Source organism: Corynebacterium pollutisoli (genome assembly GCF_900177745.1).
Classification (GTDB): Bacteria; Actinomycetota; Actinomycetes; order Mycobacteriales; family Mycobacteriaceae; genus Corynebacterium; species Corynebacterium pollutisoli.
Genome location: NZ_FXAR01000005.1, coordinates 123693 through 148254, shown reverse-complemented (window position 1 = coordinate 148254; position 24562 = coordinate 123693). Strand labels below are relative to the sequence as shown.

The following is a 24562-nucleotide window of genomic DNA, read 5'->3' as shown; positions in this document are numbered from 1 at the left end:
GGCTACTACGCTGCACACCTGAGAGAGGGAGGAAGCATGCGCGTACTGGCAGCGATGAGCGGCGGCGTCGATTCGGCGGTCGCCGCAGCGAGGATGGTGGAGGCGGGCCACGACGTCGTCGGCGTGCACCTGGCGTTGTCCCGCGACCCGCAGGCGGTGCGCGAATCCTCCCGCGGCTGCTGCTCGCTGGAGGATTCCGCCGACGCGCGCCGGGTGTGCGACAAGCTGGGCATCCCCTTCTACGTGTGGGACTTCTCGGACCGCTTCCAGGCGGACGTCATCGATGACTTCGTCGACTCCTACGCCCGTGGCGAGACCCCCAACCCCTGCCTGCGCTGCAACGAGAAGATCAAGTTCGCCGCGCTGCTCGACCGCGCGGTGGCGCTCGGTTTCGACGCCGTCGCCACCGGCCACTACGCGCTCATCGACGACGCCGGGCACCTGCGCCGCAGCGTCGACCCCGCGAAGGACCAGTCGTACGTCCTCGGCGTGCTCACCCGCGCGGAGCTGGACCGCTGCCTGTTCCCGGTGGGCAACACGGAGAAGCCGCAGATCCGCGAGGAGGCCGCCCGCCACGGGTTCTCAGTGGCGAAAAAGCCGGACTCCTACGACATCTGCTTCATCCCGGACGGCAACACCCAGGCCTTCCTCGGGGCGCGGATCGGCCTGCGCCCGGGTCTGGTCGTCGACACCGAGGGCCGCGAGCTGCGTGACCACGACGGCGCGTGGAACTTCACCATCGGTCAGCGCAAGGGACTGGACCTGCGGGATCCGGCCGCCGACGGCCGCCCCCGCTACGTCACGGACATCGACGCCTCGACCGGCACCGTCACCGTCGGCCCCCGCGCGGCGCTGTCCGTCGGCGTCATCCACGCCGACCGCCTCAAGGTGCTCCACCCCGGGATGGTCGGCGAGATCGACGCGCACGTCCAGGTTCGCGCCCACGGCGGGGTGGTGGCCTGCCGCGCGGTCGTCGACGGTGACACCCTGACGCTCACCCTCGCCGAACCGCTGCAGGGCGTGGCCCGCGGCCAGGCCGCCGTGCTCTACCTGCCCGACCCGGACGGGCAGGGTGACGTCGTGCTCGGCTCGGGCACGATCTGCGGGACGGAGGCGGTGGCAGCACCGTGACCGCCTACGGCCTCGGCCCCCTGCCCGGCACCTCGCTTTCCGACGCCGCCGACGTCGTCCACTCCGAGACCGGTGACCTCCCGCACGTCCCCGACCTGCCCGCCCGCGGCCTCGGCGCGGACGGGGTGGGCCGCACCGCCGCGCTGCTGGAGGCGGTGAGCGTCGACCGCGGCCCGCGCTCCTGGATCATGACCGACCGCCCGCAGCTGCTCACCCGCCGCACCCGCGACCTCCTCGACCGCGACCTCGACCAGCTCGAGGAGGCGTGGGGCACCACCGTGCCGCAGCTCAAGGTGCAGGTCACCGGACCGTGGACGCTGGCCGCCTCCATCGAGCTGGCGAGCGGGCACCGCGTCATCACCGACCCCGGTGCCCTGCGGGACCTCACCGAGGCGCTCGTCGAGGGCGTCAACGCCCACGCCGCAGAGCTCACCCGCCGCTTCCGCGCGGACGCCACGGTCCAGCTCGACGAACCGCTGCTGCCCGACATCGCCGCCGGCCTGCCCGGCGTCACCCGCTTCCACCCCGTCCGCCCGGTCAACCCGAAGGATCTCGCCGAGCGGCTCGCCGGGGTCGTCGAGAAGCTGGACGCCGAGCGGGTTCTGCTCAACCAGACCGGCTACGCCCCGTTGTGGGATGTCGCCCGCGACTCCCGTGCCGATACCGTCCTCGTCTCCCTCGACCTGGTGCAGGGCACCGCGCAGTACGACGGCTTCGGCCACACCGTCAGCGCCGGCACCCGCATCGGCCTCGGCGTCACCGGCCCCGGTGACCACGTCGACGAGCTCCACGCACGCCCCCGCGAACGGGCCGTCGCCGTCGCCCGCTTCTGGGAGCGCCTCGGCCTTGACCCGCAGTGGCTCACCGAGCGTGTCGACGTCCACCCCCGCGCCGGCCTCACCGAGGGCACGCTTCTCGACGCCGCTGGTGCCTACGCCATGGCCCGCGCCGTCGACCACATGCTGCGCACCGACGCCGGAGACCTGTGAGCAGGACGCCATGACCCGGTCTCCTCCCGCCGGCCCCGCGTGGGCCGGCTCCCTCATGGGGACGTCGATCGCCGCGACGCTGTCCCTCATGCACGGCCTGGTGTGGCCGGGCCTGGCGCTCCTGGCCGTCGCCAGTGTCCTCCTGCCCGTGTTCGCCGTCGGCTGGCTGCGCCACCGCAACCCCGGCTTCACCCAGGAGTTCATGGGGCCGTGGGGCATGGTGTCCATGGGCGTCATGGCGCTGGGCAGCGCGTGGACCGCCGCCACGGACCTCCTCGCCCCGCAGCTCCTCGCCTGGCTCATCGGCCTGCCGCTGGCCGTGGTGGTGTGTCTGTGGCAGCTGCGCCGCTTCAGCGGTGCGCCGAGTTTCCCCTGGGGCCTGGCGGTCGTCTCGCCCATGGTGGCCGCGACCTCCGGCGGACAGCTGGCGCTCCAGCTCGACGGCCCGGGGGCGCAGGTCATCCCTGCGATCGCGCTGGGGTGTTTCGCCCTCAGCCTCGTCACCGGCCTGCCGCTGTTCGCGCGCATCTACGCCGCGCGCCCGCGCATCCCCGCATCCTTCGCGGGCACGGCGTGGATCCCGCTGGGCATCGTCGGCCAGTCGACCGCCGCGGCCCACGTGCTTCTCGACGCCCCCTTCGCCCACACCTACGGCCTCGTCATGGCCGCCCTTGGCGTGCCGATGATCGCCTACGCCGCGTGGCACTTCTGGGGCCGCGCGGTGCGCACCTGGGCGGAGTACTCGCCCGGCTGGTGGGGTTCGACCTTCCCGGCGGGCACGCTGTCGCTCGGTGCCGCCTACCTGGGGTGGGAGCAGGTGAGCGCGACGTTCCTCGGGCTACTGCTCACGCACTGGGCGCTGTGCGCGGCGCGCTTCGCCATCCGTCACAGGCGGTAGTCCCTGGTCGCCGGGCCTACCCCTGCATCGGCCAGGCCGTGCTCACGTCGGAGGCGTCCTTGCCCTGGCCCTGCAGGTACCGCGCGAAGTCCATCTGCCGGTCGTGGTGGCCGACGGCCTGGAACTCCATGAGCTCCCCCTCGTCCATGCGCGTGAGCTCCGGCCATTGACGGGCCTGCTTCCACGCGATGCGGGCGGCGGCGAGAGCGTCCGAGGTGGCCTCGTGCGCGTTGCCGAGCTCGACGCCGTAGTGCTCGGACATGGCCCCCAGGTTGCGCTTGCCCCGGCGGTAGGGGTCCTTCACCCGGTCGACCACGTAGGGGTCGAAGACGGGGCCGGTGACCACGAAGTCCCCGGTGAGCTGGCGCAGGACGGTGAGGTCGTAGCAGGCGTTGTAGACCACCAGCGTCAGACCGTCCTCCCACGCCTTCCTGATCGCGGCGACGGTGTCGGCCAGCACCTCGTCGTGGGGGCGACCCTCCGCGCGGGCCTTCTCCGTGGAGATGCCGTGGATCTTCGTGGCCTCCTCCGGGATCTCCACCCCGGGGTCGGCGAGGTGCTCGACGGCGTCGACCTGCCGGCCGTCGATCCGCACCAGCGCCGAGGTGACGATGCGTGCCTCCCTGGGGAACCGTGACGTGGTCTCGAGGTCGAAGGAGAGCATGCGGGAGGCGTCGAAGCCGCTGAATCCGGTCATGGCTTCCACCCTAGACGGCCACCCGGACATGAAGGACACGGAAGGTGACCACCCCGGCCAGAACACCCAGCAGACCTGCGATGATCCACCACACCGGCACCGGCAGGGCCGTGTTCCACGACATGGTCGTCAGACCGCCGACGAGGACGGCGAGGGGGAGGATGCCGAGCGCGGCGTCGATAAGCAGGGTCCGGCGGGACTGTCCTCCCCGCAGGGCGCGGCGGATGGACTGCAGGACGGACAGGATGAGGAAGACGACGAGGCCCCAGGCGATGTAGACGCTCACGGCAGCTCCGCGTGGAGGGCATCCGCGACGGTCTCGACATCGTGCTCGGTGTCGCCGGCGACGAAGACCGCGCGCCCGGTGTCCGGGTTGACCAGCAACGTGGTGGAGAAGCCGTAGGTGCCCCCGTTGTGGCGACGGGTGCCGTCGTCGTCGACGCCCCAGGCGAGGTCCGGGACCCCGTCCTCGAGAAGACGCGTGGCGTAGCGGGCCATGTCGGCCGGGGTGGAGCGCAGGCCGCCGGCCGGGAGGTAGCCACCCATCTCCCAGGGTTCGGCGTGGTCACCGGTGGACTGCAGTCCGCGGGGAGCGGTGGGGGAGACGGAGCCGTCGGTCATCGGGTAGGTGTCCGTCATGCCGAGGGGCGCGAGGTGGTGCTCGGCGAGCAGCTGCTCATAGGGGGTCCCGGCCTCGAGGGCCAGGAGTTGTCCCAGCAGGGCGGAGCCGAGGTTGGAGTAGGAGTACCCGCCGCGGTCGGAGAGTGGGGCTCCCAGAGCGGCGTCGATGACGTCGTCGCGGGTGATCCCGGCGTAGGGGTTGCCGCCGGTGAGCGCGGTGGTGAACATCGTCCACCACCCCAGCCCGGCGAGGCGGGGGAGCCCGGAGGTGTGGTCGGCGAGTTCGCGGAGGGTGACGTCGGCGATGTCGGAGCCTTCCGCCGCGATGATCTCCCCGACGGTGGTCTCCTCCAGGCCGCGGTCGGCGAGGATGCCGGCGGTGAAGGTCTTGGTGAGGGAACCGATCTCGAACTCGTCGTGCTCGTCGGCGCCGAGCCCGGCGAAGGTGGTCTCACCGCCGTCGATGGTGAACGCGGCGAGGCGGTGGTGCCCGGTGGTGGCGTGCCCCGCGAGGCGGGCCGCGAGCTCCGGGTCACCGGTGCGCTCGGTGGACGGGGTGATCCGGTCCGGCCCGGCCCACACGGCGGTGGCGGTGACGGCCAGCCCGACGGCGATGGCGACGATGACGGCGGCGGTGAGGTTGCGGGTACGCATCAGTGGTCCTCCGTGGCGGCGATGATGGTGAGCAGGGGGACGACGCGGGCGGTGCGCACGCTCCAGCGCCCACCCGCCTCCTTGGCGATCCAGCCCCCGGCCTGCAGCGCGCCGAGGTGGTGGTAGGCAGTGCCGGTCGAGGTGGCGACCTCGTCGTCGACGAGGTCGCCGACGGTGGCGGGGGCGTCGAGAAGCCGACGCAGTATGGCGCCGCGTACCGGGTGGGCGAGGGCGGCGAGGCGGTCGAAGTGGGGGGACCAGTCCTCGTCGAGAAGCAGGGTGGTGGGGCGCTGCCACTGGTACTGCGCGTGGCCGGCGTCGGTGCGGACGTCGCCGGCGAAGATGACGGAGTCGGCGATGTTGTCGAGGGCCCACAGGTCGCCGCCCGTCTCCCTGCGTGGCGACGCCCCGCCCTCCAGGGCGGCGAGACGTTCTTCGATGGCGTGCAGCCGGGCTTCCGTTTCCATAATTCCAAATATACAGAAACTTGGAAAGTTGGGCTGCGGCTAGAATCTCCCCTGTGACTGACCCCGTGATCGACCCCGACCTGCGCCGCCGGTGGAACGACCTGGCTGAGGAGGTCCGCCGCCACCGCGACCTCTACTACAACGACCAGCCGGAGATCCCCGACGCCGACTTCGACGCCCTCTTCCGCGAGCTCCAGCAGCTCGAGGAGGACCACCCCGAGCTCGCCGTCCCCGACAGCCCCACCATGGAGGTCGGCGCCCCCGCCGTCGTCAGCTCCACCTTCGACAACGTCGAGCACCTCGAGCGCATGATGAGCCTCGACAACGCCTTCGACGAGGACGAACTCCGCGAGTGGCTCACCCGCACCCCCTCCGACACCTACCTCACCGAGCTGAAGATCGACGGCCTGTCCATCGCGCTCGTCTACCGCGACGGCCGCCTCGAGCGCGCCGCCACCCGCGGCGACGGGCGTATCGGCGAGGACGTCACCGCCAACGCGAAGGTCATCGACGACATCCCGCACGAGCTCACCGGAGACGACATCCCCGCCCTGCTCGAGGTCCGCGGCGAGGTGTTCATCGCCGTCGAGGACTTCGACGAGGTCAACGAACTCCGCCAGGCCGAGGGCGGCAAGCCCTTCGCCAACCCGCGCAACGCCGCCGCCGGCTCCCTGCGCCAGAAGAACCCGGAGGACGTCCGCAAACGCCGCCTGCGCATGATCGCCCACGGCATCGGCGCCCGCGAGGGCTTCACGCCCGCCTCCCAGCACGAGGCCTACACCGCACTCGCCGGGTGGGGGCTGCCCGTCAGCCCGTACACCGAGCAGGTCCACTCGGCCGACGAGGTCGTGGAGAAGGTCCGTCACTGGGCCGAGCACCGCCACGACGCCGCCCACGAGATGGACGGCCTCGTGGTCAAGGTCGACTCCTACGCCGAGCAGCGCGCGCTGGGTGCCACCTCGCGTGCCCCGCGCTGGGCCATCGCCTACAAATACCCGCCGGAGGAGGTCGCCACCCAGCTCATCGACATCCAGGTCGGCGTCGGCCGCACCGGGCGCGTCACCCCCTTCGCCATCATGGAACCCGTCTTCGTCGCCGGCTCCACCGTCTCCATGGCCACCCTGCACAACCAGACCGAGGTCAAGCGCAAGGGCGTGCTCATCGGTGACACCGTGGTCATCCGCAAGGCGGGTGAGATCATCCCCGAGGTGCTCGGACCGGTCGTCGAGAAGCGGGACGGCAGCGAGCGCGAGTTCATCTTCCCCACACTGTGCCCCTCGTGCGGCACCCGGCTGGCCCCGCAGAAGGAGGGCGACGCCGACTGGCGCTGCCCCAACACCCGCTCCTGCCCGGCGCAGCTGTCCTCCCGCCTGACGTACCTCGCCGGCCGCGGCGCCTTCGACATCGAGGCGCTGGGGGAGAAGGGAGCCCAGGACCTCATCCGCACCGGCATCCTCAGCGACGAATCCGGGCTCTTCGACCTCACCGAGGCCGACCTCGCGGCCTCGAAGGTGTACACCACCAAGGCCGGGAAGGTGAACGCGTCCGGCCGCAAGCTGCTGGACAACCTGGCCACCGCCCGCGAGACCGACCTGTGGCGCGTCATCGTCGCGCTGTCCATCCGCCACGTCGGCCCCACCGCCGCCCGCGCCCTGGCCGGTCGCTACCGCTCCCTGCCCGCGCTTATCGACGCCCCCGTCGACGACATCGCCGACACCGACGGCGTCGGCACCATCATCGCCGAATCGTTCCGGAACTGGTTCGAGGTCGACTGGCACCGCGCGCTCGTGGAGCGCTGGGCCGCCGCGGGCGTGACCATGGAGGAGTCCGGGGAGGACCTCGCGGAGCAGACCCTCGAGGGGCTGACCATCGTGGTCACCGGCTCCCTGGAGGGGTTCACCCGCGACGGCGCCAAGGAGGCCATCCTCTCCCGGGGTGGCAAGGCCTCCGGCTCGGTGTCGAAGAAGACCTCCTACGTCGTGGTCGGGGAGAACGCAGGCTCCAAGGAGACCAAGGCCCGCGAGCTGGAGCTGCCCATCCTCGATGAGGCCGGGTTCGTCCGTCTCCTGGAGACCGGCTCGCCGGAGTAGGTCCGGCTCGCCGGAGTAGGTCCGGCGCGGCGGAGTGGGTCCGGCGCGGCGGAGTGGGTCCGGCGCGGCGCGGTTTGGCCACTTCCGGGGTGTTCAAACAGCCCGGAAGTGGCCAAACCGCGCGGTTCAGCGCGCGAAACCGCGCCGGGTGGCCGGCAGCAGGGCCGCCACGAGGTAGATGACCACCGCGAGAGGCGGGAACAGGACGCCGATGACGTTGACGGTGTCGTCGGTGCGGCCCGGGTCCAGCGCCCACAGCACCAGCCACGATCCCCAGCCGATGAGCGCGGTGAGTCCGGCCGCCGTGCCCACCCACAGCGGTGCGACGGGGCCGTTACGGATGAGCGCGATGAGCCCGACGGTGAGTGCTGCGGCCACCCCGATCCCGGCCAGGAGCATGACGTCGATCGGCAGGGGTAGCCAGACGCCGGCGACGAGCACGGCGTGCACGGCGGCGGCGGTGAGGAAGAGGGTGCGCACGGGGGATTCCTTTCTGCGGACATCGTCCTTTCCCGCGACCGTACCCACGGAAAAGTACTACCGCATTTATGTGAGCTGCATTACATTTGGAATATGAGAACCATCTTCCATTCCCGCGCCCGCACGGTGACGGCCGTCCTGGGGGCCTCGGCGCTGGTGCTCGTGGCCTGCGCCGAGGACGGCTCCGGCACCGCCACCACCGAGACCGAGACTACGACCGCCACCGAGACCGCCACCGAGACCACCACGGACACCTCCGCCGCGGCCGCCGCCGAGGTCACCACCATCACCTCCAGCAACTGCGAGTTCGATGACGCGCCCACCGACGAGGGGACAGGGGAGACCTCCGGCGGGGATAGCGACCGTGACATCACCACCAACCCGGAGATCGCCACCGGCTTCCGCGCCGGGATGCAGGCCGTGGAGACGCAGAACTTCTCCGTCGCCACAGCCAATCCCGTCGCCACGAAGGCGGCCTGCGACGTTCTGCTCGCGGGTGGTACCGCGGCTGATGCCGTCGTCACCGCGCAGTTCGTCCTCGGGCTGACGGAGCCGCAGTCCTCCGGGCTCGGTGGCGGCGGGTACATCCTCTACCACGACGCCGCCACCGGCGAGATCGTGGCCATCGACGGCCGCGAGGTCGCGCCCCTGGCCGCCGACGAGAACTACCTGCGTCACATCTCCGCCGAGGACCAGAACGCCCCGGTCCCGGACGCCCGCCGCTCCGGCCGCTCCATCGGCGTGCCCGGCATGGTCGCCGCGCTCGGCACCCTCCACGAGCGTTTCGGTGCCCGCGAGTGGGCCGAGAACCTCACCCCGGCCAGCGACATCGCCACCCAGGGGTTCGAGATCTCCCCGCGCATGGCCGCCTCCGTCGAGTCCTCCGCCGAGGACCTCGCCCGTGACCCCGCCGCCCGCGCCTACTTCCTCGACGACGAGGGCGACGCCAAGGAGGCCGGCACGCTGCTGCAGAACCCGGAGTATGCGGCGGTCGTCGATACGCTTGCGAGCGACGGGCCCGACGCCTTCTACACCGGCGAGATCGCCCAGGGCATCGTCGAGAGCGCGACCTCCGACGCCGACGGCATGACCCCCTCCCTCATGACCACCGCTGACCTGGCCGGATACACCCCCGTCGTCCACGAGGCGCTGTGCGCGCCCTACCGTGACACGCTCGTGTGCGGCATGCCGCCGTCCTCGTCGGGCGGCGTGGCGGTGCTCGAGACACTGCGGCTTCTCGACGCCCACGACCTCGCCCGGTTCGCCCCGGACGAGGCCGGTCCTGACGGCGCCCTGCCCGACCCCGAGGCCGTGCACCTCGTCTCCGAGGCGCAGCGCCTCGCCTACGCCGACCGGGACACCTACATCGCCGACCCCGCCTTCACCGACATCCCCGGCGGCGTTGAGGTGTTCCTCTCCGACGACTACATCGACCGGCGCGGCGAGCTCATCGACCCCGGCACATCCATGGGCACCGCCCAGCCCGGTGAGCTCGTCCCCGCCATGGCCCTCGGCGCCGACCTGCCCGAGCAGGGCACCACGCACATCAGCGTCATCGACGCCGACGGCAACGCCGCCTCCGCCACCACCAGCATCGAGGCCGGCTTCGGCTCCTTCCACATGACGCAGGGCTTCCTGCTCAACAACCAGCTCACCGACTTCTCTGCGGAGCCGGTGTCCGAGGACGGCGAGCCCGTGGCCAACCGCGTCGAGGCCGCCAAGCGCCCGCGCTCGTCGATGTCCCCGCTGCTCGTCTTCGACCGCGGCGAGGGGGAGGCACCCGGTGACCTGCGGATGGTGCTGGGTTCCCCGGGCGGTTCGCTCATCATCCAGTACGTGACGAAGACGCTCATCAACATCGTCGACTGGGACATGAACCCGCAGCAGGCGGTCTCCGCCCCGAACTTCGGTGCCCGCAACACCCCCGAGACCGGCCTCGGCGGCGAACATCCGCTCATGTCCGACGCGGATGACCTCGTCTCCGCGCTGGAGGACCTCGGCCACGAGGTCACCGAGGACGACCAGTCCAGCGGCCTGTCCGCCCTGGTGGTCACCGACACCGGGATCATCGGCGGCGCCGACCCCCGCCGCGAGGGCATTGTCCTGGGTGGGTAGCCACCGGCCACCGCACCCCGCTCAGGTGGCGCGCCCGGCACGCCCGGAGCGGGTGCGGGGACTTGACCCCGCGCAGCCCCCGGACAACCACGCGCGGGTCGACACCGTCTAGCTCAGGATCGCGCCCACGATGCGGCCCAGCTGGCCGAGGTGCTCGACCTCGCTGGCCAGGAAATCGGGCCCGCCGGTGCGGCCGACGATGAGGACCATGCCGGTGGAGCCCAGGGGGGTGGCCGCGAGCGAGGAGTCGAGCAGACCCCAGGTCTCGGGGATCCAGTCCTCGGCGTCCGCGTCGAGGATGCGGGCGGCGGTGATGTCGATGTCGTTGGGGTGCGAGCCGTCGTCCTCGGGTGCGGCCATGGAGGCGGCGACGCGGGAGATCTCGTCGGCGGAGGCCTTGTCGTCGAGGACGATCGCCCAGGAGGCGGTCATCGACCGGGGGGTGACGGTGACCAGTTCCTCCATGGCGCGCGGGATGTTGCGGGCGTGCGCGGCGACCTCGGCGAGCATCTGGATCTGACCGCGGCGGTCGACGCGCCCGGAGAAGGGGCGGATGGAGTCGACCTCGACGCCGTCGATGGTGTCGGCGGCGGTGATGAGGGAGTCGGCCATCGCACCCTTGGGCAGGGAGACGACGATGTCGTCCATGACCGTGCCGTCGGGGAAGGACTCGACCACGTCGACGGACTCGATGTTGCCGTCGACAAGCCCGATCGCCTCCGCGAGTTGTCCGAGGCTACCCGGGGTGTCGGGGAGCAGGACGCGGATGAGATAAGACATGGGGGAGTGGCCGACCTTTCGGAAACATATTGCAATGGAGTGATTTCAATCATAGATAACATCACGTCACGACAGTGCAGATACCTCAGATAAGTTTCGGCCGGGGCCCTGCAGTAGCATGGATGAAGTTCATTTAACGATGCGTAAAGGATGAATTCCGTAGTGTCCGACATTTCGCGCGAAGAGGTCGCCCACCTCGCCATGTTGTCCCGCCTCGCGCTCAGCGAGGACGAGCTCAAGCAGTTCGCCACCCAGATCGACGAGATCATCGGTGCCGTCTCCGCCGTCCAGCAGGTGGACACCGAGGGTGTGGAGCCGATGAGCCACCCGCACTCGATCGCCACCTCCATGCGTGAGGATGTCCTCGTCCCCACGCTCACCGCCGAGCAGGCCCTCGACCAGGCCCCGGCGGCCGAGGACGGCCGTTTCATGGTTCCGCAGATTCTGGGCGAGGAGTGACCCACATGACCACCTACACCGTTCCCGAGTCCGGGCTGACCTCCCTGTCCGCCGCCGAGCTGGCCGAGAAGATCCACTCCCGTGAGGTCACCTCGCGGGAGGTCGTCCAGGCGCACCTGGACCGCATCGCCGAGACCGACGGCGAGCTCAACGCCTTCCTGCACATCGGCGCGGAGGCTGCGTTGGCGGCCGCGGACGACGTCGACAAGCGTCTCGACGCCGGGGAGGCCCCCGCCTCGCCGCTGGCCGGCGTGCCGCTGGCCCTCAAGGACGTCATCGTCACCACCGACGCCCCGACCACCGGTGCCTCGAAGATCCTCGAGGGCTGGATGAGCCCCTACGACGCGACCATCACCCGCAAGCTCCGCGAGGCCGGCATCCCGATCCTGGGCAAGACCAACCTCGACGAGATGGCCATGGGTTCCTCCACGGAGAACTCCGCCTTCGGCGCGACGAAGAACCCCTACGACCTCACCCGCACCCCGGGTGGTTCCGGCGGCGGTTCCGCCGCGGCGATCGCCGCCGGCCAGGCCCCGCTGGCGATCGGCACCGACACCGGCGGCTCGATCCGCCAGCCGGCCGCACTGACCAACACCGTCGGTGTCAAGCCCACCTACGGCACCGTCTCCCGCTACGGCTTCCTCGCCGCCGCCTCCTCCCTGGAGCAGGCCGGCCCGACCGCCCGCACGGTTCTCGACGCCGCGCTTCTCCACGAGATCATCGCCGGCCATGACCCGTTCGACGCCACCACCGTCGACCGTGAGCTGAGCAGCGTCGTCGACGCCGCCCGCGAGGGTGCGCAGGGTGACCTGACGGGCGTCAAGGTCGGCGTCGTCAAGCAGCTCAACCGCGACGAGGGCTTCCAGCCGGGCGTCCTGGCGAGCTACCGCGCGTCCCTCGACCAGCTCGCCGAGCAGGGCGCGGAGATCATCGAGGTCGACTGCCCCCACTTCGACGACGCCCTCGCCGCGTACTACCTCATCATGCCGTGCGAGGTCTCCTCGAATCTGGCGCGCCTCGACGGCATGCGCTACGGCCTGCGCGTCGGCGACGACGGCACCCACTCCGCCGAGGAGGTCATGGCCCTGACCCGCGCCGCCGGTTTCGGCCCGGAGGTCAAGCGCCGCATCATCCTGGGCACCTACGCCCTGTCCGTCGGCTACTACGACGCCTACTACCTGCAGGCCCAGCGCGTGCGTACCCTCATCGCGCAGGACTTCGAGAAGGCCTTCGGCGAGGTCGACGTCCTGGTCACCCCGACCACCCCGACCACGGCCTTCAAGCTGGGCGAGAAGGTCTCGGATCCGGTCGAGATGTACAACTTCGACCTGTGCACCCTGCCGCTCAACCTGGCGGGCCTGTGCGGCATGTCGGTGCCGGCCGGTTTCGCCGCGGACACCGGCCTGCCGGTGGGCCTGCAGATCATGGCCCCGGCGTTCGCCGACGACCGTCTCTACCGCGTCGGCGCGGCCTACGAGGCGGGTCGGAACTGACGTCGTTTACCCCCTCTGACCACGGTGGATAACAATTTGTGCCACCGTGTTCCCACGCAGTAGCAGCTGATGTTACATTTTCTCAGCGGCTACTGCGTTTCCCTTTGGTGGGGCGTCGGTGTCGTCACCCCGGAACGGTCACCCGACCGCCGGGGTCCGTTGTTTCCTGACGAAAGGCTTCTATGCCATGACCCTCCTGACCCCCTCCTCGACCGCCGCCACGCCGGGTGGCGCGGTCGGGAACCCCGCCACCCCGGTCGCCGAGATCGCCGTGGCCCGTGCCGAGGCGGCACGGGGCCCGCTGCGCCGTCTCCCGGTGCCCGAGCGGGTCCACTCCTGCTACAGCACCCGTTTCGTCGGCGCTGCGCTGGAGGCGGACCGGGCGGCGTTCCACCTCTCCGCGGGCGAGCATGTGGCGCCGCAGGTGGGTGACGTGGTCGTCGCGAGGGTCACGAAGATCCGCAGCCACAAGCAGATCGAGACCCCGGAATCCCGCAAGGCCACACTCTTCGAGGATGGGCTCGTGCTGCTGGCCTACGGCCACCGCTACGCCGCGGACTTCTTCCTGGCCCATGTCCCGGACAGCCTCGACCACTGCCACCTCGTGGCCGCCGGCGGTGTCGCCGGGGTGGTCACCGAGGTGCACGGGGCTGTGGACTCCCCGACGGAGATCGAGCCGCTCGGCCTGCTCGCCACCACCGACGGCGTGGTCAACGTGCGCAGCTACGGCTCCCACCGCAACCCGCTCGACGTGTACCCGCGGGCGAGCCGTCCCCGGGTCATCGCGGTGCTGGGCACGTCGATGAACGCGGGCAAGTCCACCGTCGTCGCCTGCCTGGTCAACGGCCTGAGCCGCGGGGGTCGCCTGGTCGGCGTCGGCAAGATCACCGGTACCGGCGCGGGCAACGACCGCATGCACTACCAGGACGCCGGGGCGCACGCCGTCATCGACTTCACCGACTTCGGCTACGCCACCACGTTCCGCACCCCGTTCGAGGACATCCGGGCGTTGTCGCTCAACATGATCTCCGCGCTCACGGACACGCGCGCGGACACCGTCATCGTGGAGATCGCCGACGGCATCTACCAGCGGGAGACCGCCATGCTGCTGCGCGACCCGGCCTTCCAGGCCAGCGTCGACCAGGTCGTCTTCGCGTCCTCCGACGCGCTCGGCGCCCGCGCCGGTGTCACCGAGCTCCTCGACGCCGGCCTCACCGTCGCCGCCGCCTCCGGCATCATGACCCGCTCCCCGCTGGCCACCGCCGAGGCCCGCGAGGTGCTCGGCCGGTTCGGCGTGCCGGTCGTCGGCTCCTACGAGCTCACCGACCCGGCGACCGCCACCCGGATCGCGCAGGTCACCCGCGCGTAGCGGCACATGAGGAAGCCCTCACCCGGGCTTCATCGTCTTTTCACAGCCGCGGCCTTTCATGGAGTGGTACCCGGACAACCCCCGGGACCGACTCCTGAAAGGCCCCGCCATGACCACCCTCGCCCACCTCACCCGCCAGGTCCCCGCCGTCGCCGACCTGCTGGACACCACCGCCCCCGCCGCCGCGGCGTGCGGGCCGCTGCGCCGCCTGGAGGTCCCGGCCCGGGTGCAGGGCAGCTACACCACGCGCTTCGTCGATGAGCGGCTCGCGGCGGACCCGACCGCCTTCCACCTCATCGCGGGCGCCGACGTGTCCCCGCGGCCGGGGGACGTCGTCCTCGCGCGGGTGGGCGAGATCCGCCAGCACCGGCGCGTCGAGACGCCCGACTCCCGCAAGGCCATCCTCTTCCCGGGGGCGCTCATCCTCCTCGCCTACGGGCACCGCTACGCCGCCGACCAGTTCCTCGCGCACGTCCCGCCCACCCTCGACCACTGTCACCTCGTCGCGGCGGGCGGCATCGCCGGCGTGGTCACCCACACCCACGACCGGGTCGACGAACCGACCCTCATCGAGCCTCTCGGCCTCCTGGCCACCCGCGACGGCGTGGTCTCCATCGCCGACGCCGCACCCCTGTCCAACCCGCTCGACGCCACCCCGCGCACCGACCGCCCCCGGGTCATCGCCGTGCTGGGCACCTCGATGAACTCCGGCAAGTCCACGGTGGCGGCGTGCCTGGTCAACGGTCTGAGTGCCGAGGGCCACCGCGTCGGCGCCGGCAAGATCACCGGCACCGGGGCGGGCAACGACCGCATGCACTACCACGACGCCGGGGCGCACGCCGTCCTCGACTTCACGGACTTCGGCTACGCCACCACCTTCCGCCTCGAGTTCGCCGACATCCGCGCGCTCACCCTCAACATGATCCACGCCCTCGCCGACACCGGCGCTGACACCGTCATCGTCGAGATCGCCGACGGCGTCTACCAGGAGGAGACCGCCCGCCTGTTGCGCGACGCCACGTTCCGCGCCTCCGTCGACGCGATCGTGTTCGCCGCCACCGATGCCCTCGGGGCCCGGGCCGGCGTCGCCGTGCTTCTCGACGCCCACCTCCCCGTCACCGCCGCCGCCGGCGTCATGACCGCCTCCCCGCTGGCCACCGTCGAGGCGTCCATCGTCCTCGGCGAGCTCGGGGTGCCGGTCGTGGGCACGTACGACCTGACGGACCCGGCCGTCGCCCGCGGCGTGCTGCCGCAGTGATGCCGCGCGTCTGGTCCGGCGACCGCCGCCTCCACCTGGTCCACCTCGCGGGCCTCGGCGTCGTGCAGGCGGCGCTGGCGCTCCTCCTCGCGCTCGGGGTGACGCGGGTGCTCGCCGGCGACGGCCGCCCCGAGCTCATCGCGGTGCTGGCGGCCTCGGTGCTCGGCATCGGGGTGGCACGTTGGGTGGAGCGGGTCGTCGCCGAGCAGCTGGGGCAGGACTACGTCCACGAGCAGCGCCGCCTGCTGCTCACCGCCGCGCTGCACCCGCAGGACCGAGCCTCCCTCGGGGTGACCGTCACCCGCGCCAGCAACGACCTCGCCGCGGTGCGCAACTGGCTGAGCCTGGGCATCGTCCCGCTGGTCACCGGGGTCCCGCTCATCGTCGGGGTGCTCGCGGGCCTGGCGCTGCTCGACTGGCGGGTGGCGGTGGCCGTCGCCGCGCCGCTGGTCGCGGCCGGTGGGGCCCTGCCGTTCCTCGCCCGGGCGACGTACCGTCGCTCCCGTGCTCTCCGCCGCCGCCGGGGCCGCCTGTCCGCCCGCATCGCCGACGTGGTCATCGCCCGCGACTCCGTGCAGGCCAACGGTGCCGTCTCCCGGGAGCTCAACGCCTTGTCCCGCGACTCCCGGCGGGTGGTCGATGCGGCGGTGCACCGCTCGGTGGTCACCGGGTTGACGCGCGCGGTGACGGCCGGTGCCGCGTCGCTGTCGACCGTCGCGGTGGTGTGGTTGGCCGCCGCCGGACACCTCGACCCGGCCGGCGTGGCCGGGGCCATGACCCTGCTCGGCGTGCTGGCCACCCCCGTCACCGACCTCGGCCGGGTCGTGGAGTACCGGCAGAATCACCTGGCCGCCGCCCGCATCCTGCGCCCCCTCAACGAGCGGGCCGCCGAGCACCGGGAGGCCGAGGACCGGCGTGCCGCGGAGTGGACCCCGGTGGGGGAGCACACCGGCATTGTCGAGGTGCCCGGGGAGCTGGTGGCCTTCCCCGGCGACCGGGTGCACGTGCACAGTGCGGATCCGGCCCGGGTGGACGCCGCCGTCGCGGCCCTCGCGCGCGGGGAGGTGTCCGTCGGCGGCGCCGATATGCGGGCGGCCCCGGGGAAGGTCCGCCGGGAGCTCATCGGTGTGGCCGTGACGGGCATGGCGGTGGAGCGCGGCTCCGTGGCGCGGCTGGCCGGGCTGCGGGTCCCGGGGGCCCGCCCCCTGGAGCTGCGCCGGGTCATCGAGCGCGTCGGCCTGCGGCCCAGCGTCGCCGCCGCGGACCGGGGGATGGGCACCACCCTGCGCAACGGCGGGTCGCCGTGGTCCCCGGAGGAGGTCGACCGCCTGAAACTCGCGCGGGCCCTGCTGCGGGAACCGCCGCTGCTCGTCGTCGACATCGCCACGGTGCCCCTCGACGGGATCCTCGCGAACTATCCGGGGGTGGTCGTCAGCACGACACCCCTGCAGGATGGGAACACCATTGATTGGAACCTGGACACCTGATAGCTTAGGGTGACCTAACCCGATTGAGGAGCCTACGTCCGTGACCGCACCTGCCCGCAAGAACCGCCCCGCCCGCACCGCCACCGTCACCGGTGTCGAGCGCCTCACCCCCGAGCTCGTGCGCATCAGCTTCGACTGCCCGGACCTTATCGGCACGGAACTCCCGCACACGGACCACTACATCAAGATCGTCTTCGGTGAGATGGTCACCCGCACCTACACCTTCCGCCGCATCGACACCGCGACCGGGCTTTTCGACGTCGACTTCGTCACTCACGGCGACCAGGGCCTCGCCGGGCCGTGGGCCCAGCGGGCGCAGGTGGGGGAGACGATCACCTTCCGTGGGCCGGGCGGGGCCTGGCACCCGGAGGAGGGCTACGGGCACTTCGTGTTCGCCGGCGATGAATCGGCGGCCCCGGCGATCGCGGCGGGCGTCGAGAAGCTCCCGGAGGGGGCCACCGCCGAGGTGTTCATCGAGATCGCCGACGCCGACGCCACCTTCGACATGCCGCAGCCCGCGGGCGTCACCCTGCATTGGGTGACCCGCGACGGCGCCACCCACGGCACCGCGCTCTCGCAGGCCGTGCGCGAGGTGAGCACCCCGGACACCCGCACCGGCTGGTTCATCCACGGTGTCGCCGAGATGATCAAGGAGCTGCGCCGCCACCTGTTCATCGACCGGGGGGTCGAGCGCGGCGACGTCTCCATCTCCGGCTACTGGCGCATCGGCATGACCGAGGACCAGTGGCAGGCCTCCAAGCGCGAGTTCAACGCCGAACTGGAGGCCGACCTGGCCTGATCCTCCGGCCTGATCACTTCAGGTCGGAGAGCACGCACGCCGCGCCACCGGCGACGGCGGTGACCCCGAGCACGGCGGGCCACGAGCCGATCTTCTTGGCCAGCGGATGCGAGGCACCGAACGCGCCGACATACAGTGCGGTGAGGCCCGCGGTGGTGAGCGGATCGGTCTTGGCCAGCCAGGAGCGGGCGGCCCAGCCACCGGCGGCGGCCAGGACCGCGCCGCCCAGCGGACGGATGCCGGTCTCGCGTGCCGTCAGCCAGCCGCCGATGAGACCGAGCGACACGACGGCCGCGGTGGAGACGTTCTCGGGGTTCTTGATGTCGATCATTGCCATGTGTTCAGACTACGCCAGCCGGGGGAGCGGGCCCGTAGGATGAGTCCGGTGATGGTCTGGATCTATCTGGCGTCCGCGGCGACGTCCATGCTGGGCAACGCGGTGGCCACCATCGTGTGGCCCTGGCTGGTGCTCGAGCGCACCGGCAACCCTGCGGCGGCGGGAGTGGTGGCGGCGGCCATCGCCGTGCCCTCGCTCGCGGTGGCGTTCCTCGGCGGGCACCTCATCGACACCCTGGGACGCAAGCCGATGTCGATCATCTCGGACGTCATCTCCGGCCTGTCGGTTGTCGGCGTCATCCTCGTCGACCAGGCTGTGGGCTTGACTCTGGCGTGGTTCATCATCCTCGGGATCATCGGCGCGGTCGGCGACATCCCCGGCATGGCCGCCCGCTCGGCGCTGGTCGGCGCCGTCTCGCGGACCTCCGGGCGCACCGTCGACTTCATCGCCGGCCTCAACCAGTCCATCGGCGGCATGGCGTGGCTCATCGGCCCGGCGCTCGCCGGCTTCCTCATGGCGGCGCTGCCCATCGAACTCGTCCTGTGGATCACCGCCGGCTGCTCCCTGCTGGCCGCCGCGCTCACCGCCCTGCTGCGCCTCGTGCCCGCGGAAGAGGAGGCGGAGGAGGCGGAGGCGGCCGTCGACGTCCCCGACCTGGGCGCCCTGCGCTCCTGGGCCGAGGTCGTGCGTCCCGCCCCGATCCGCCTGCTCGCGGCTGTCACATTCATCTCCGCGGCGCTGGTGAGCCCGTACCTGGCGGTCCTCATGCCCGCCCACTTCCAGTCCATCGACGCCCCCGTCCGGCTGGGCCTCGCCATGTCCGCCTACGCCGTCGGCATGATGCTCTCCGGCTTCCTCGTCGCCGCGGTGGGCATGGACCGCCGCCGGACCATCTGGGTGGCGTCGATGCTGCTGTTCTCCGTCGGCTTCGCGCTGATGGGGGCGCTCGGGTACTCCTGGCTCGTCGTCGTCGGTATGGCGGTGGCCGGGCTCGGCGGCGGCCTCATGGGGCCGCTGCAGATGGTCCTGGTCACCGAGATCATCCCCGAGAAGCTCCGCGGCCGCGCCTTCTCGGTGTTCATGGCCATCGGCCAGTTCTCCGCCCCCATCGGGCTCATCACCGCCACCGGCCTGCTCACCCAGGTGTCCATCTACGTGACGGCCGCCGTGCTGGCGGTCGCGTGGGTGCTCATCTCGGTGTGGGCGATCTGGCGCGGGGTGCGGGTGCTCAGGCCGCCGGTGCCCGTCGATTAGCGGCCGGGTGCACTTACACCCCCACCGTTCGGTGCTGAAAGGCCTTGGTGACAGCTACTCAATGCGGGTGATAGTGCAGCTGTCCACGCTCCCGGGTCTAGAGTCGACACAATGAGCTCCACCGTCCTGCCCCCGGCCCAGGCCTGGCGCGCGCTCGCCGCCCTGTGCCTGGGGTTCTTCATGATCCTCCTCGACCAGACGATCGTCGCGGTCGCCACCCCGGGGATCATGGCGGATTTCGACGCCCGCCTCGACCAGGTCGTGTGGGTCACCTCCATCTACCTGCTGTGCCTGCTCGTGCCGCTGCTGTTCACCGGCCGCCTCGGCGACCGCTTCGGGCAACGCCACCTCTTCCGCCTGGGTATCACGGTGTTCACCCTCGCCGCCCTCGCCGCGGCCCTCGCGCCGACGCTGGAGCTGCTCGTCGCGGCTCGCGCGGTGCAGGGTCTCGGGGCGGCGATCCTCACGCCGCAGACCATGAGTGTCATCAACCGGGTGTTCCCCCGCGAACGCCGCGGTTCGGCCCTCGGCGTGTGGGGCGCGGTGGGGTCGGTGGCCACGCTCGTCGGCCCCGTGCTCGGTGGGTTCATCGTCGCGGGCGTCGGCTGGCGCGGCGTGTTCCTCATCCACCTGCCGGTGGGCATCCTGGCGGTGGTGCTGGCCACCCTGTGGGTGCCGCGCCTGCCCACCTTCGCCCGGCGTATCGACGCCCCCTCCGTCGCCGTCTCCTTCCTCGGCATGACCGCGCTCGTCGTCGCCGTGCAGCAGGGCCCGGGCCTGGGGTGGCCGGCCTGGGCGATCGTCCTGGGCGTCCTCGGACTGCTGCTCATCGTGCTGTTCGTCCGTATGCAGGCGACGGCGGCGTCGAGAAGCACGGAACCACTGGTGCCGCTGGAGATGTTCCGCAACCGCAACTACTCGATCGGCGTGTTCTCCATCGCGACGATGGGCTTCACGGCGTCGTCGATGATGCTGCCCGTCATGCTGTGGCTGCAGGACGGGCAGGGGCTGAGCTCCCGCGACGCCGGGCTCATGCTCATCCCCATGGCGGTCGTCGCCGCGATCGCGTCGCCGCTCATCGGCCCCGCCGCCGACCGGCTCGACCCGCGGCTGCTGTCGGTCGGCGGTTTCGGCACGATGATGGCCACGCTGCTGCTCATCGCCTGGCTCATGTACGCCGGCGGGCCGCTGTGGATCTTCCTGGTGGCGGCGGGCCTGCTGGGCGTCGGTAATGCGCTGGTGTGGGCGCCGAACTCGGCGACCGCGATGCGCACCGTCGACATCGCCTACATGGGGGCCGCCGCCGGCGTGTACAACACCGGGCGGCAGACGGGTGCGGTGCTCGGCGCGGCCGGCGTCGGCGCGGCGATGCAGGTCGGTGCGGTCTCGCTCGGGTTCGTGCCGGGGCTCGCGGTGTCCCTGCTGCTGCCGGCCGCCGTGCTGGGTCTGGGGCTGGTGGCGGTGGCCTTCTTCCGGCCCGAACCGCTGGTCGAACCACAGGGTGCCGAACCTTCCCACGGGGGCTAAAGTGGACCCCATGCGACTTGCCACCCTGACCTCCGGCGGCGACTGCCCCGGCCTCAACGCCGTCATCCGCGGCATCGTCCGTACCGCCAGCGCCGAGTTCGGTTCCACCGTCGTCGGCTACGAGGATGGCTGGGTCGGCCTCCTCGAGGACCGCCGCGTCGACCTCTACGACGACGAGCACATCGACCGCATTCTCCTGCGCGGTGGCACCATCCTCGGCACCGGTCGCCTGCACCCGGACAAGTTCAAGGAGGGGCTCGACCAGATCAAGGAGAACCTCGCCGATGCCGGGATCGACGCCCTCATCCCCATCGGCGGCGAAGGCACCCTCAAGGGTGCGAAGTGGCTGGCCGACAACGGAATCCCGGTCGTCGGCGTCCCGAAGACCATCGACAACGACGTCAACGGCACGGACTACACCTTCGGCTTCGACACCGCCGTGGCCGTCGCCACCGACGCGGTCGATCGCCTGCACACCACCGCCGAGTCCCACAACCGCATCCTCATCGTCGAGGTCATGGGGCGCCACGTCGGCTGGATCGCCCTGCACGCCGGCATGGCCGGTGGCGCCCACTACACCGTGATCCCCGAGGTGCCCTTCGACATCTCCGAGATCTGCAAGAAGATGGAGCGCCGCTTCCAGATGGGTGAGAAGTACGGCATCATCGTCGTCGCCGAGGGCGCCGCCCCCAAGGAGGGCACGATGGAGCTCAAGTCCGGCGGTGTCGACCAGTTCGGCCACGAGGTCTTCACCGGCATCGGCCAGCAGATCGCCGACGAGATCCACTCCCGCCTGGGCCACGACGTGCGCACCACCGTCCTCGGCCACATCCAGCGCGGCGGCACCCCGACCGCCTTCGACCGCGTCCTGGCCACCCGCTACGGCGTCCGCGCGACCCGTTCCGCCCACCGCGGTGAGTTCGGCACCTGTGTGGCCCTGCGCGGTGAGCGGATCGAGAACATCCCGCTGCAGGAGGCCGTCGGCCAGCTCAAGACCGTCCCCATGGACCGCTGGGTCACCGCCCAGGCGATGTTCGGCTAAGAGGGTATTCGAGTCAGGGCATTGACCGGGCAGGTCCCGCGCCCTCCTCGACTTCTGCCCTCACCCGAATACCCCCTCATGCGTGACCTCAACCTCGAGCACTGCCGCCTCCTCATCGTGGGCATCAACCCGGGTCTGGTCTCCGAGGCGGTCGACGCGCCCTTCGCCCGCCCGGGGAACCGTTTCTGGCCGGCGCTCCACGCGGCGGGCATCACCGGGACACTCATCGACGCCCGCGCCGGGCTCACCCCCGCCCACCGCGCCGAACTGCGCCGGGCGGGCCTGGGCTTCACCAACATCGTGCCCCGCGCCACGGCCGTCGCCTCGGAGTTGAGCCGCGCGGAGTACGTCGAGGGCGGCCGGGTGCTGGCGGAGAAGGTCGCCCGCCACGGCCCCAAGGTCGTCATGGTCGCCGGGATCGGTGCCTACCGCCTCGCTTATCGACGCCCCCGCGCGACCGTCGGCCTCCAGGAGGAGTCCATCGGCGGGGCCGAGACCTGGGTCGTGCCCAACCCCTCCGGCCTCAACGCCCACGAGACGGTCGACTCGCTGGCGCGCGCCTACCGTGAGGTGTGGGAGCGCCTCTAGAGGTAGGCCTGCCCGCTGAGCAGGATCCGGGCGGTGCGGGGGAGCGCCACCCATTCGAGCTCGTCGCCCGCTGCCTGCGCGGAGACCTCGACGTCGCCCTTGAAGTGCTGCAGGGTGAGCGCTTCCCGACGCCCCTCCAGCACGTCGTCGATGACGGTGCCGCCGAGGGCCACTGCCGCCGCCAGCGCGAGAATCCCCGTGCCGGGCAGGGCATGGTGGACGCGCCCGACCGAGGTCATGATGACGCGCAGGTCCTCACCCGGGGCGACCATCGCCACGCGGGGGATGACCTTCGACGGTTCCAGTCCCATGGCTTGACCCGCGGCCACGCGCAGCCGTTCCAGCCGCGCCAGCAGCTCCGCATCCGCGTTGAGCGCGGCCATCCCCAGGGAGGGATCCACGCCGACATCCGCCGCGCGGGTGATCACGACGGGGTTGGCGACGTCGATGAGCGAGACCTCGAGGCCGTCCACCTCGCAGCGCCGGCCGGCGGGAAAGATGGCCCCGCACTTCTCGCCGCCGGGGCGGAGGAAGCGCATGTCGACGCGGTCGTCGGCACGCACGAGCTCGAAGAGCGCCTGTGAATTGAGGTTCCACACCCGCGCCCGGTCGCCGCTGAACATCCCGACGTGCTCCGCATAGTGGAGGACGGCGGAGGAGATGTTGCCGCAGTTGCCCGACCAGTCGACGTGGGCCTCGGTGGGGGAGACCTGGGCGAAGAGTGTCTCCACGTCGGCACGGTCGGAGGGGCCGACGAACATCACCTTCGAATTCGAGCTCACCCCGCCACCGAGGCCGTCGACGGCCTGCGGATCCGGGGAGCCGATGAGGCGCAGGCACAGCTCGTCGCGCTCGGCCTGCCCGGCCGGGAGCGCGGACATCGGCAGGAACACGGCGCGGCTGGTGCCGCCGCGGATGACGGAGACGGGGACGGTGCTCATGCGGCCAGCGTAGACGCCCGCCTCACGCGGTGACGCAGAATCACCACCCCGAGGAGCGCCACCCCCACACCCGTGAACCAGCCGGGTGGGAGAAGGAGCAGCAGGCCTCCGGCCCCGAGGAACAACCGCTCCCACCAGGGTCGACTGGTGCCCAGCGCCAGCGCCAGCGCCGGGACCCCCACCACCGCGAGGATGACGGCGAGGAACACCTGCCCGCTGCCCGACTGCGCGACCAGAGCCGGATTGAGGACGAAGGCGAACGGCAGCAGGTACTTCACGGAGGCCAGCCGCGTGGCCTCGACAGCCGTGCCCACGGGCGGGCCCCCGAGATCCCGGAGGCGGCGAACGCCGCCAGCACCACCGGCGGGGTGAGATAGGACGCCGAGGCCCAGTAGATGACGAACAGGTGGGCGGCGAAGAGATCGACGTCCAGGGACAGCAGCCCGGGCACGAGGACGATGTCCAGCAGCACGTAGGCCGCCGACACCGTCAGTCCCATTCCGAGCAGGAAAGGAAGCAGGTCACCGCGCCGGCGACCAGCAGGAGGAGGACGTTGTCCCCGACGAGCCCCACCAGGTCGCTCGCCAGTCAGAGCGCGACGCCCGTGGCCGACAGCCCACCGAGGACGAGGCCGACGCCCGCCATGATGCCGATGATCTGCCCGATGGTCATCCCCAGGTCGAGGAGGAGACGGGGGAGGTGGAGGCGGCGTCGATAAGCAGGGCGCCGGGGAGGTCGACGACGCCGAGCAGGGCGGCGAGCACGCCGGGGGAGAGCAGGCGGGCGACCTCGGCATGGGCCTGCGCGGGAGTGGTGGTGTCGCGGACCGTGACCGGCAGGGCCGTCAGGTGGCGGATGTCGGCGGGGTGGACGGCGCGGACGGTGACGTGGATGTCGTCGGGGATGCCGCGGGGATGGTGGAGGGCGCGGGCCACGAGGGTCCGGGCGATGTCGGGGGCGGTCGTGGCGTCACTGAGGCGTTCGGCACCGGAGATGTTTCTGCCGTCGCGGGTGGCCCGCATCCTGATGTTGAGCACGGGGGGAGACGCCAGCAGAGTTCTTGAACGGTGTTCGATGATGTGTCGG

26 protein-coding genes are annotated in these 24562 nt (G+C 71.4%); 15 read left to right on the top strand and 11 right to left on the bottom strand.

Annotation, left to right across the window (positions count from 1 at the left end):
* The first annotated feature begins 36 nt into the window (after positions 1 to 36).
* The 3 genes from mnmA to B9Y70_RS08245 are packed head-to-tail and all read left to right on the top strand — an operon-like array spanning position 37 to position 3018.
* A complete protein-coding gene (gene mnmA, locus B9Y70_RS08255) occupies positions 37 to 1131 on the top strand; it encodes a tRNA 2-thiouridine(34) synthase MnmA (protein ID WP_085549785.1) in 1095 nt (364 codons plus the stop codon).
* A complete protein-coding gene (locus B9Y70_RS08250; RefSeq protein WP_085549784.1) occupies positions 1128 to 2120 on the top strand; it encodes a uroporphyrinogen decarboxylase/cobalamine-independent methonine synthase family protein in 993 nt (330 codons plus the stop codon). The genes mnmA and B9Y70_RS08250 overlap by 4 nt, the downstream gene beginning before the upstream one ends.
* Positions 2121 to 2130: 10 nt before the next feature.
* Positions 2131 to 3018 carry an SLAC1 family transporter gene (locus tag B9Y70_RS08245; RefSeq protein ID WP_085549783.1) on the top strand — a complete coding sequence of 296 codons (888 nt, stop codon included), beginning with the start codon at positions 2131 to 2133 and terminating at the stop codon, positions 3016 to 3018.
* Between the two features lie 16 nt (positions 3019 to 3034).
* Here the strand turns inward: B9Y70_RS08245 and B9Y70_RS08240 are convergent, their stop codons facing one another.
* From B9Y70_RS08240 to B9Y70_RS08225, 4 genes are read right to left on the bottom strand one after another with little or no spacing between them, the layout of a single operon-like run.
* Positions 3035 to 3715, bottom strand: coding sequence for a 3'-5' exonuclease (locus B9Y70_RS08240; protein ID WP_240309180.1), 681 nt, complete (start codon positions 3713 to 3715; stop codon positions 3035 to 3037).
* 10 nt (positions 3716 to 3725) lie between these two features.
* Positions 3726 to 4001, bottom strand: coding sequence for a hypothetical protein (locus B9Y70_RS08235; RefSeq protein ID WP_085549782.1), 276 nt, complete (start codon positions 3999 to 4001; stop codon positions 3726 to 3728).
* A complete protein-coding gene (locus B9Y70_RS08230; RefSeq protein WP_085549781.1) occupies positions 3998 to 4990 on the bottom strand; it encodes a serine hydrolase domain-containing protein in 993 nt (330 codons plus the stop codon). Before B9Y70_RS08230 ends, B9Y70_RS08235 begins: the two co-directional genes overlap by 4 nt.
* A complete protein-coding gene (locus tag B9Y70_RS08225; RefSeq protein ID WP_085549780.1) occupies positions 4990 to 5457 on the bottom strand; it encodes an ArsR/SmtB family transcription factor in 468 nt (155 codons plus the stop codon). Before B9Y70_RS08225 ends, B9Y70_RS08230 begins: the two co-directional genes overlap by 1 nt.
* Positions 5458 to 5522: 65 nt before the next feature.
* Between B9Y70_RS08225 and ligA the strand changes: the two genes are divergently transcribed.
* The gene (gene ligA, locus B9Y70_RS08220; protein WP_143337583.1) at positions 5523 to 7547 is read left to right on the top strand and encodes an NAD-dependent DNA ligase LigA; all 2025 of its coding nucleotides are present in this window, start codon (positions 5523 to 5525) and stop codon (positions 7545 to 7547) included.
* A 126-nt stretch (positions 7548 to 7673) separates the two neighbouring features.
* Here the strand turns inward: ligA and B9Y70_RS08215 are convergent, their stop codons facing one another.
* Positions 7674 to 8027 (bottom strand): hypothetical protein, encoded by a 354-nt coding sequence (locus B9Y70_RS08215; protein WP_085549778.1) that lies wholly within the window; start codon positions 8025 to 8027, stop codon positions 7674 to 7676.
* A 93-nt stretch (positions 8028 to 8120) separates the two neighbouring features.
* Here B9Y70_RS08215 and B9Y70_RS08210 point away from each other — a divergent pair, with 93 nt between their 5' ends.
* A complete protein-coding gene (locus B9Y70_RS08210; protein WP_085549777.1) occupies positions 8121 to 10142 on the top strand; it encodes a gamma-glutamyltransferase family protein in 2022 nt (673 codons plus the stop codon).
* Between the two features lie 108 nt (positions 10143 to 10250).
* Here B9Y70_RS08210 and B9Y70_RS08205 read toward each other — a convergent pair whose 3' ends face one another.
* Entirely contained in the window at positions 10251 to 10922 is a 672-nt protein-coding gene (locus B9Y70_RS08205) for an ACT domain-containing protein (protein ID WP_085549776.1), read from the bottom strand.
* Positions 10923 to 11084: 162 nt separating this feature from the next.
* Between B9Y70_RS08205 and gatC the strand changes: the two genes are divergently transcribed.
* From gatC to B9Y70_RS08175, 6 genes are all read left to right on the top strand, one after another.
* Entirely contained in the window at positions 11085 to 11381 is a 297-nt protein-coding gene (gene gatC, locus B9Y70_RS08200; RefSeq protein ID WP_085549775.1) for an Asp-tRNA(Asn)/Glu-tRNA(Gln) amidotransferase subunit GatC, read from the top strand.
* A gap of 5 nt (positions 11382 to 11386) precedes the next feature.
* Complete coding sequence (gene gatA / locus B9Y70_RS08195; RefSeq protein WP_085549774.1) at positions 11387 to 12874, top strand: Asp-tRNA(Asn)/Glu-tRNA(Gln) amidotransferase subunit GatA; 1488 nt, start codon at positions 11387 to 11389, stop codon at positions 12872 to 12874.
* Positions 12875 to 13061: 187 nt separating this feature from the next.
* Positions 13062 to 14243, top strand: coding sequence for a P-loop NTPase family protein (locus B9Y70_RS08190; protein ID WP_240309179.1), 1182 nt, complete (start codon positions 13062 to 13064; stop codon positions 14241 to 14243).
* A 109-nt stretch (positions 14244 to 14352) separates the two neighbouring features.
* Positions 14353 to 15501, top strand: coding sequence for a DUF1611 domain-containing protein (locus tag B9Y70_RS08185; protein WP_240309178.1), 1149 nt, complete (start codon positions 14353 to 14355; stop codon positions 15499 to 15501).
* Positions 15501 to 16988, top strand: a complete 1488-nt coding sequence (locus B9Y70_RS08180) for an ABC transporter transmembrane domain-containing protein (protein WP_085549773.1) — start codon at positions 15501 to 15503, stop codon at positions 16986 to 16988. The genes B9Y70_RS08185 and B9Y70_RS08180 overlap by 1 nt, the downstream gene beginning before the upstream one ends.
* A 40-nt stretch (positions 16989 to 17028) precedes the next feature.
* Positions 17029 to 17787, top strand: coding sequence for a siderophore-interacting protein (locus tag B9Y70_RS08175; RefSeq protein WP_085549772.1), 759 nt, complete (start codon positions 17029 to 17031; stop codon positions 17785 to 17787).
* Between the two features lie 13 nt (positions 17788 to 17800).
* Here B9Y70_RS08175 and B9Y70_RS08170 read toward each other — a convergent pair whose 3' ends face one another.
* Complete coding sequence (locus B9Y70_RS08170; RefSeq protein ID WP_085549771.1) at positions 17801 to 18124, bottom strand: hypothetical protein; 324 nt, start codon at positions 18122 to 18124, stop codon at positions 17801 to 17803.
* 51 nt (positions 18125 to 18175) lie between these two features.
* Between B9Y70_RS08170 and B9Y70_RS08165 the strand changes: the two genes are divergently transcribed.
* From B9Y70_RS08165 to B9Y70_RS08150, 4 genes are all read left to right on the top strand, one after another.
* On the top strand, positions 18176 to 19378 hold the full coding sequence (locus B9Y70_RS08165; protein ID WP_240309177.1) for an MFS transporter: 1203 nt from the start codon (positions 18176 to 18178) through the stop codon (positions 19376 to 19378).
* Positions 19379 to 19489: 111 nt separating this feature from the next.
* Positions 19490 to 20905, top strand: a complete 1416-nt coding sequence (locus B9Y70_RS08160) for a DHA2 family efflux MFS transporter permease subunit (protein ID WP_085549769.1) — start codon at positions 19490 to 19492, stop codon at positions 20903 to 20905.
* Positions 20906 to 20915: 10 nt separating this feature from the next.
* The gene (locus tag B9Y70_RS08155; protein ID WP_085549862.1) at positions 20916 to 21947 is read left to right on the top strand and encodes a 6-phosphofructokinase; all 1032 of its coding nucleotides are present in this window, start codon (positions 20916 to 20918) and stop codon (positions 21945 to 21947) included.
* Between the two features lie 78 nt (positions 21948 to 22025).
* Positions 22026 to 22535, top strand: coding sequence for a mismatch-specific DNA-glycosylase (locus B9Y70_RS08150; RefSeq protein WP_085549768.1), 510 nt, complete (start codon positions 22026 to 22028; stop codon positions 22533 to 22535).
* Here B9Y70_RS08150 and B9Y70_RS08145 read toward each other — a convergent pair.
* The 4 genes from B9Y70_RS08145 to B9Y70_RS13145 all read right to left on the bottom strand — a co-directional run bounded on the left by B9Y70_RS08145 (position 22532) and on the right by B9Y70_RS13145 (position 24513).
* The gene (locus tag B9Y70_RS08145) at positions 22532 to 23476 is read right to left on the bottom strand and encodes a PrpF domain-containing protein (RefSeq protein WP_085549767.1); all 945 of its coding nucleotides are present in this window, start codon (positions 23474 to 23476) and stop codon (positions 22532 to 22534) included. The two genes, B9Y70_RS08150 and B9Y70_RS08145, sit on opposite strands and share 4 nt — an antisense overlap.
* Positions 23473 to 23790 (bottom strand): hypothetical protein, encoded by a 318-nt coding sequence (locus B9Y70_RS08140; protein WP_085549766.1) that lies wholly within the window; start codon positions 23788 to 23790, stop codon positions 23473 to 23475. The genes B9Y70_RS08145 and B9Y70_RS08140 overlap by 4 nt, the downstream gene beginning before the upstream one ends.
* The gene (locus B9Y70_RS12795; RefSeq protein ID WP_275886736.1) at positions 23751 to 23984 is read right to left on the bottom strand and encodes a TRAP transporter large permease subunit; all 234 of its coding nucleotides are present in this window, start codon (positions 23982 to 23984) and stop codon (positions 23751 to 23753) included. The genes B9Y70_RS08140 and B9Y70_RS12795 overlap by 40 nt, the downstream gene beginning before the upstream one ends.
* Before the next feature lie 160 nt (positions 23985 to 24144).
* Positions 24145 to 24513, bottom strand: coding sequence for a 6-carboxyhexanoate--CoA ligase (locus B9Y70_RS13145; RefSeq protein ID WP_085549764.1), 369 nt, complete (start codon positions 24511 to 24513; stop codon positions 24145 to 24147).
* Positions 24514 to 24562: the final 49 nt, after the last annotated feature.

Coding starts and splice junctions, on each gene's coding strand:
- mnmA (WP_085549785.1), top strand. CDS start 37: ATGCGCGTACTGGCAGCGATGAGCGGCGGCGTCGATTCGGCGGTCGCC.
- B9Y70_RS08245 (WP_085549783.1), top strand. CDS start 2,131: ATGACCCGGTCTCCTCCCGCCGGCCCCGCGTGGGCCGGCTCCCTCATG.
- B9Y70_RS08240 (WP_240309180.1), bottom strand. CDS start 3,715: ATGACCGGATTCAGCGGCTTCGACGCCTCCCGCATGCTCTCCTTCGAC.
- B9Y70_RS08230 (WP_085549781.1), bottom strand. CDS start 4,990: ATGCGTACCCGCAACCTCACCGCCGCCGTCATCGTCGCCATCGCCGTC.
- B9Y70_RS08225 (WP_085549780.1), bottom strand. CDS start 5,457: ATGGAAACGGAAGCCCGGCTGCACGCCATCGAAGAACGTCTCGCCGCC.
- B9Y70_RS08210 (WP_085549777.1), top strand. CDS start 8,121: ATGAGAACCATCTTCCATTCCCGCGCCCGCACGGTGACGGCCGTCCTG.
- B9Y70_RS08205 (WP_085549776.1), bottom strand. CDS start 10,922: ATGTCTTATCTCATCCGCGTCCTGCTCCCCGACACCCCGGGTAGCCTC.
- gatA (WP_085549774.1), top strand. CDS start 11,387: ATGACCACCTACACCGTTCCCGAGTCCGGGCTGACCTCCCTGTCCGCC.
- B9Y70_RS08190 (WP_240309179.1), top strand. CDS start 13,062: ATGACCCTCCTGACCCCCTCCTCGACCGCCGCCACGCCGGGTGGCGCG.
- B9Y70_RS08185 (WP_240309178.1), top strand. CDS start 14,353: ATGACCACCCTCGCCCACCTCACCCGCCAGGTCCCCGCCGTCGCCGAC.
- B9Y70_RS08180 (WP_085549773.1), top strand. CDS start 15,501: ATGCCGCGCGTCTGGTCCGGCGACCGCCGCCTCCACCTGGTCCACCTC.
- B9Y70_RS08170 (WP_085549771.1), bottom strand. CDS start 18,124: ATGGCAATGATCGACATCAAGAACCCCGAGAACGTCTCCACCGCGGCC.
- B9Y70_RS08165 (WP_240309177.1), top strand. CDS start 18,176: ATGGTCTGGATCTATCTGGCGTCCGCGGCGACGTCCATGCTGGGCAAC.
- B9Y70_RS08160 (WP_085549769.1), top strand. CDS start 19,490: ATGAGCTCCACCGTCCTGCCCCCGGCCCAGGCCTGGCGCGCGCTCGCC.
- B9Y70_RS08155 (WP_085549862.1), top strand. CDS start 20,916: ATGCGACTTGCCACCCTGACCTCCGGCGGCGACTGCCCCGGCCTCAAC.
- B9Y70_RS08150 (WP_085549768.1), top strand. CDS start 22,026: ATGCGTGACCTCAACCTCGAGCACTGCCGCCTCCTCATCGTGGGCATC.
- B9Y70_RS08145 (WP_085549767.1), bottom strand. CDS start 23,476: ATGAGCACCGTCCCCGTCTCCGTCATCCGCGGCGGCACCAGCCGCGCC.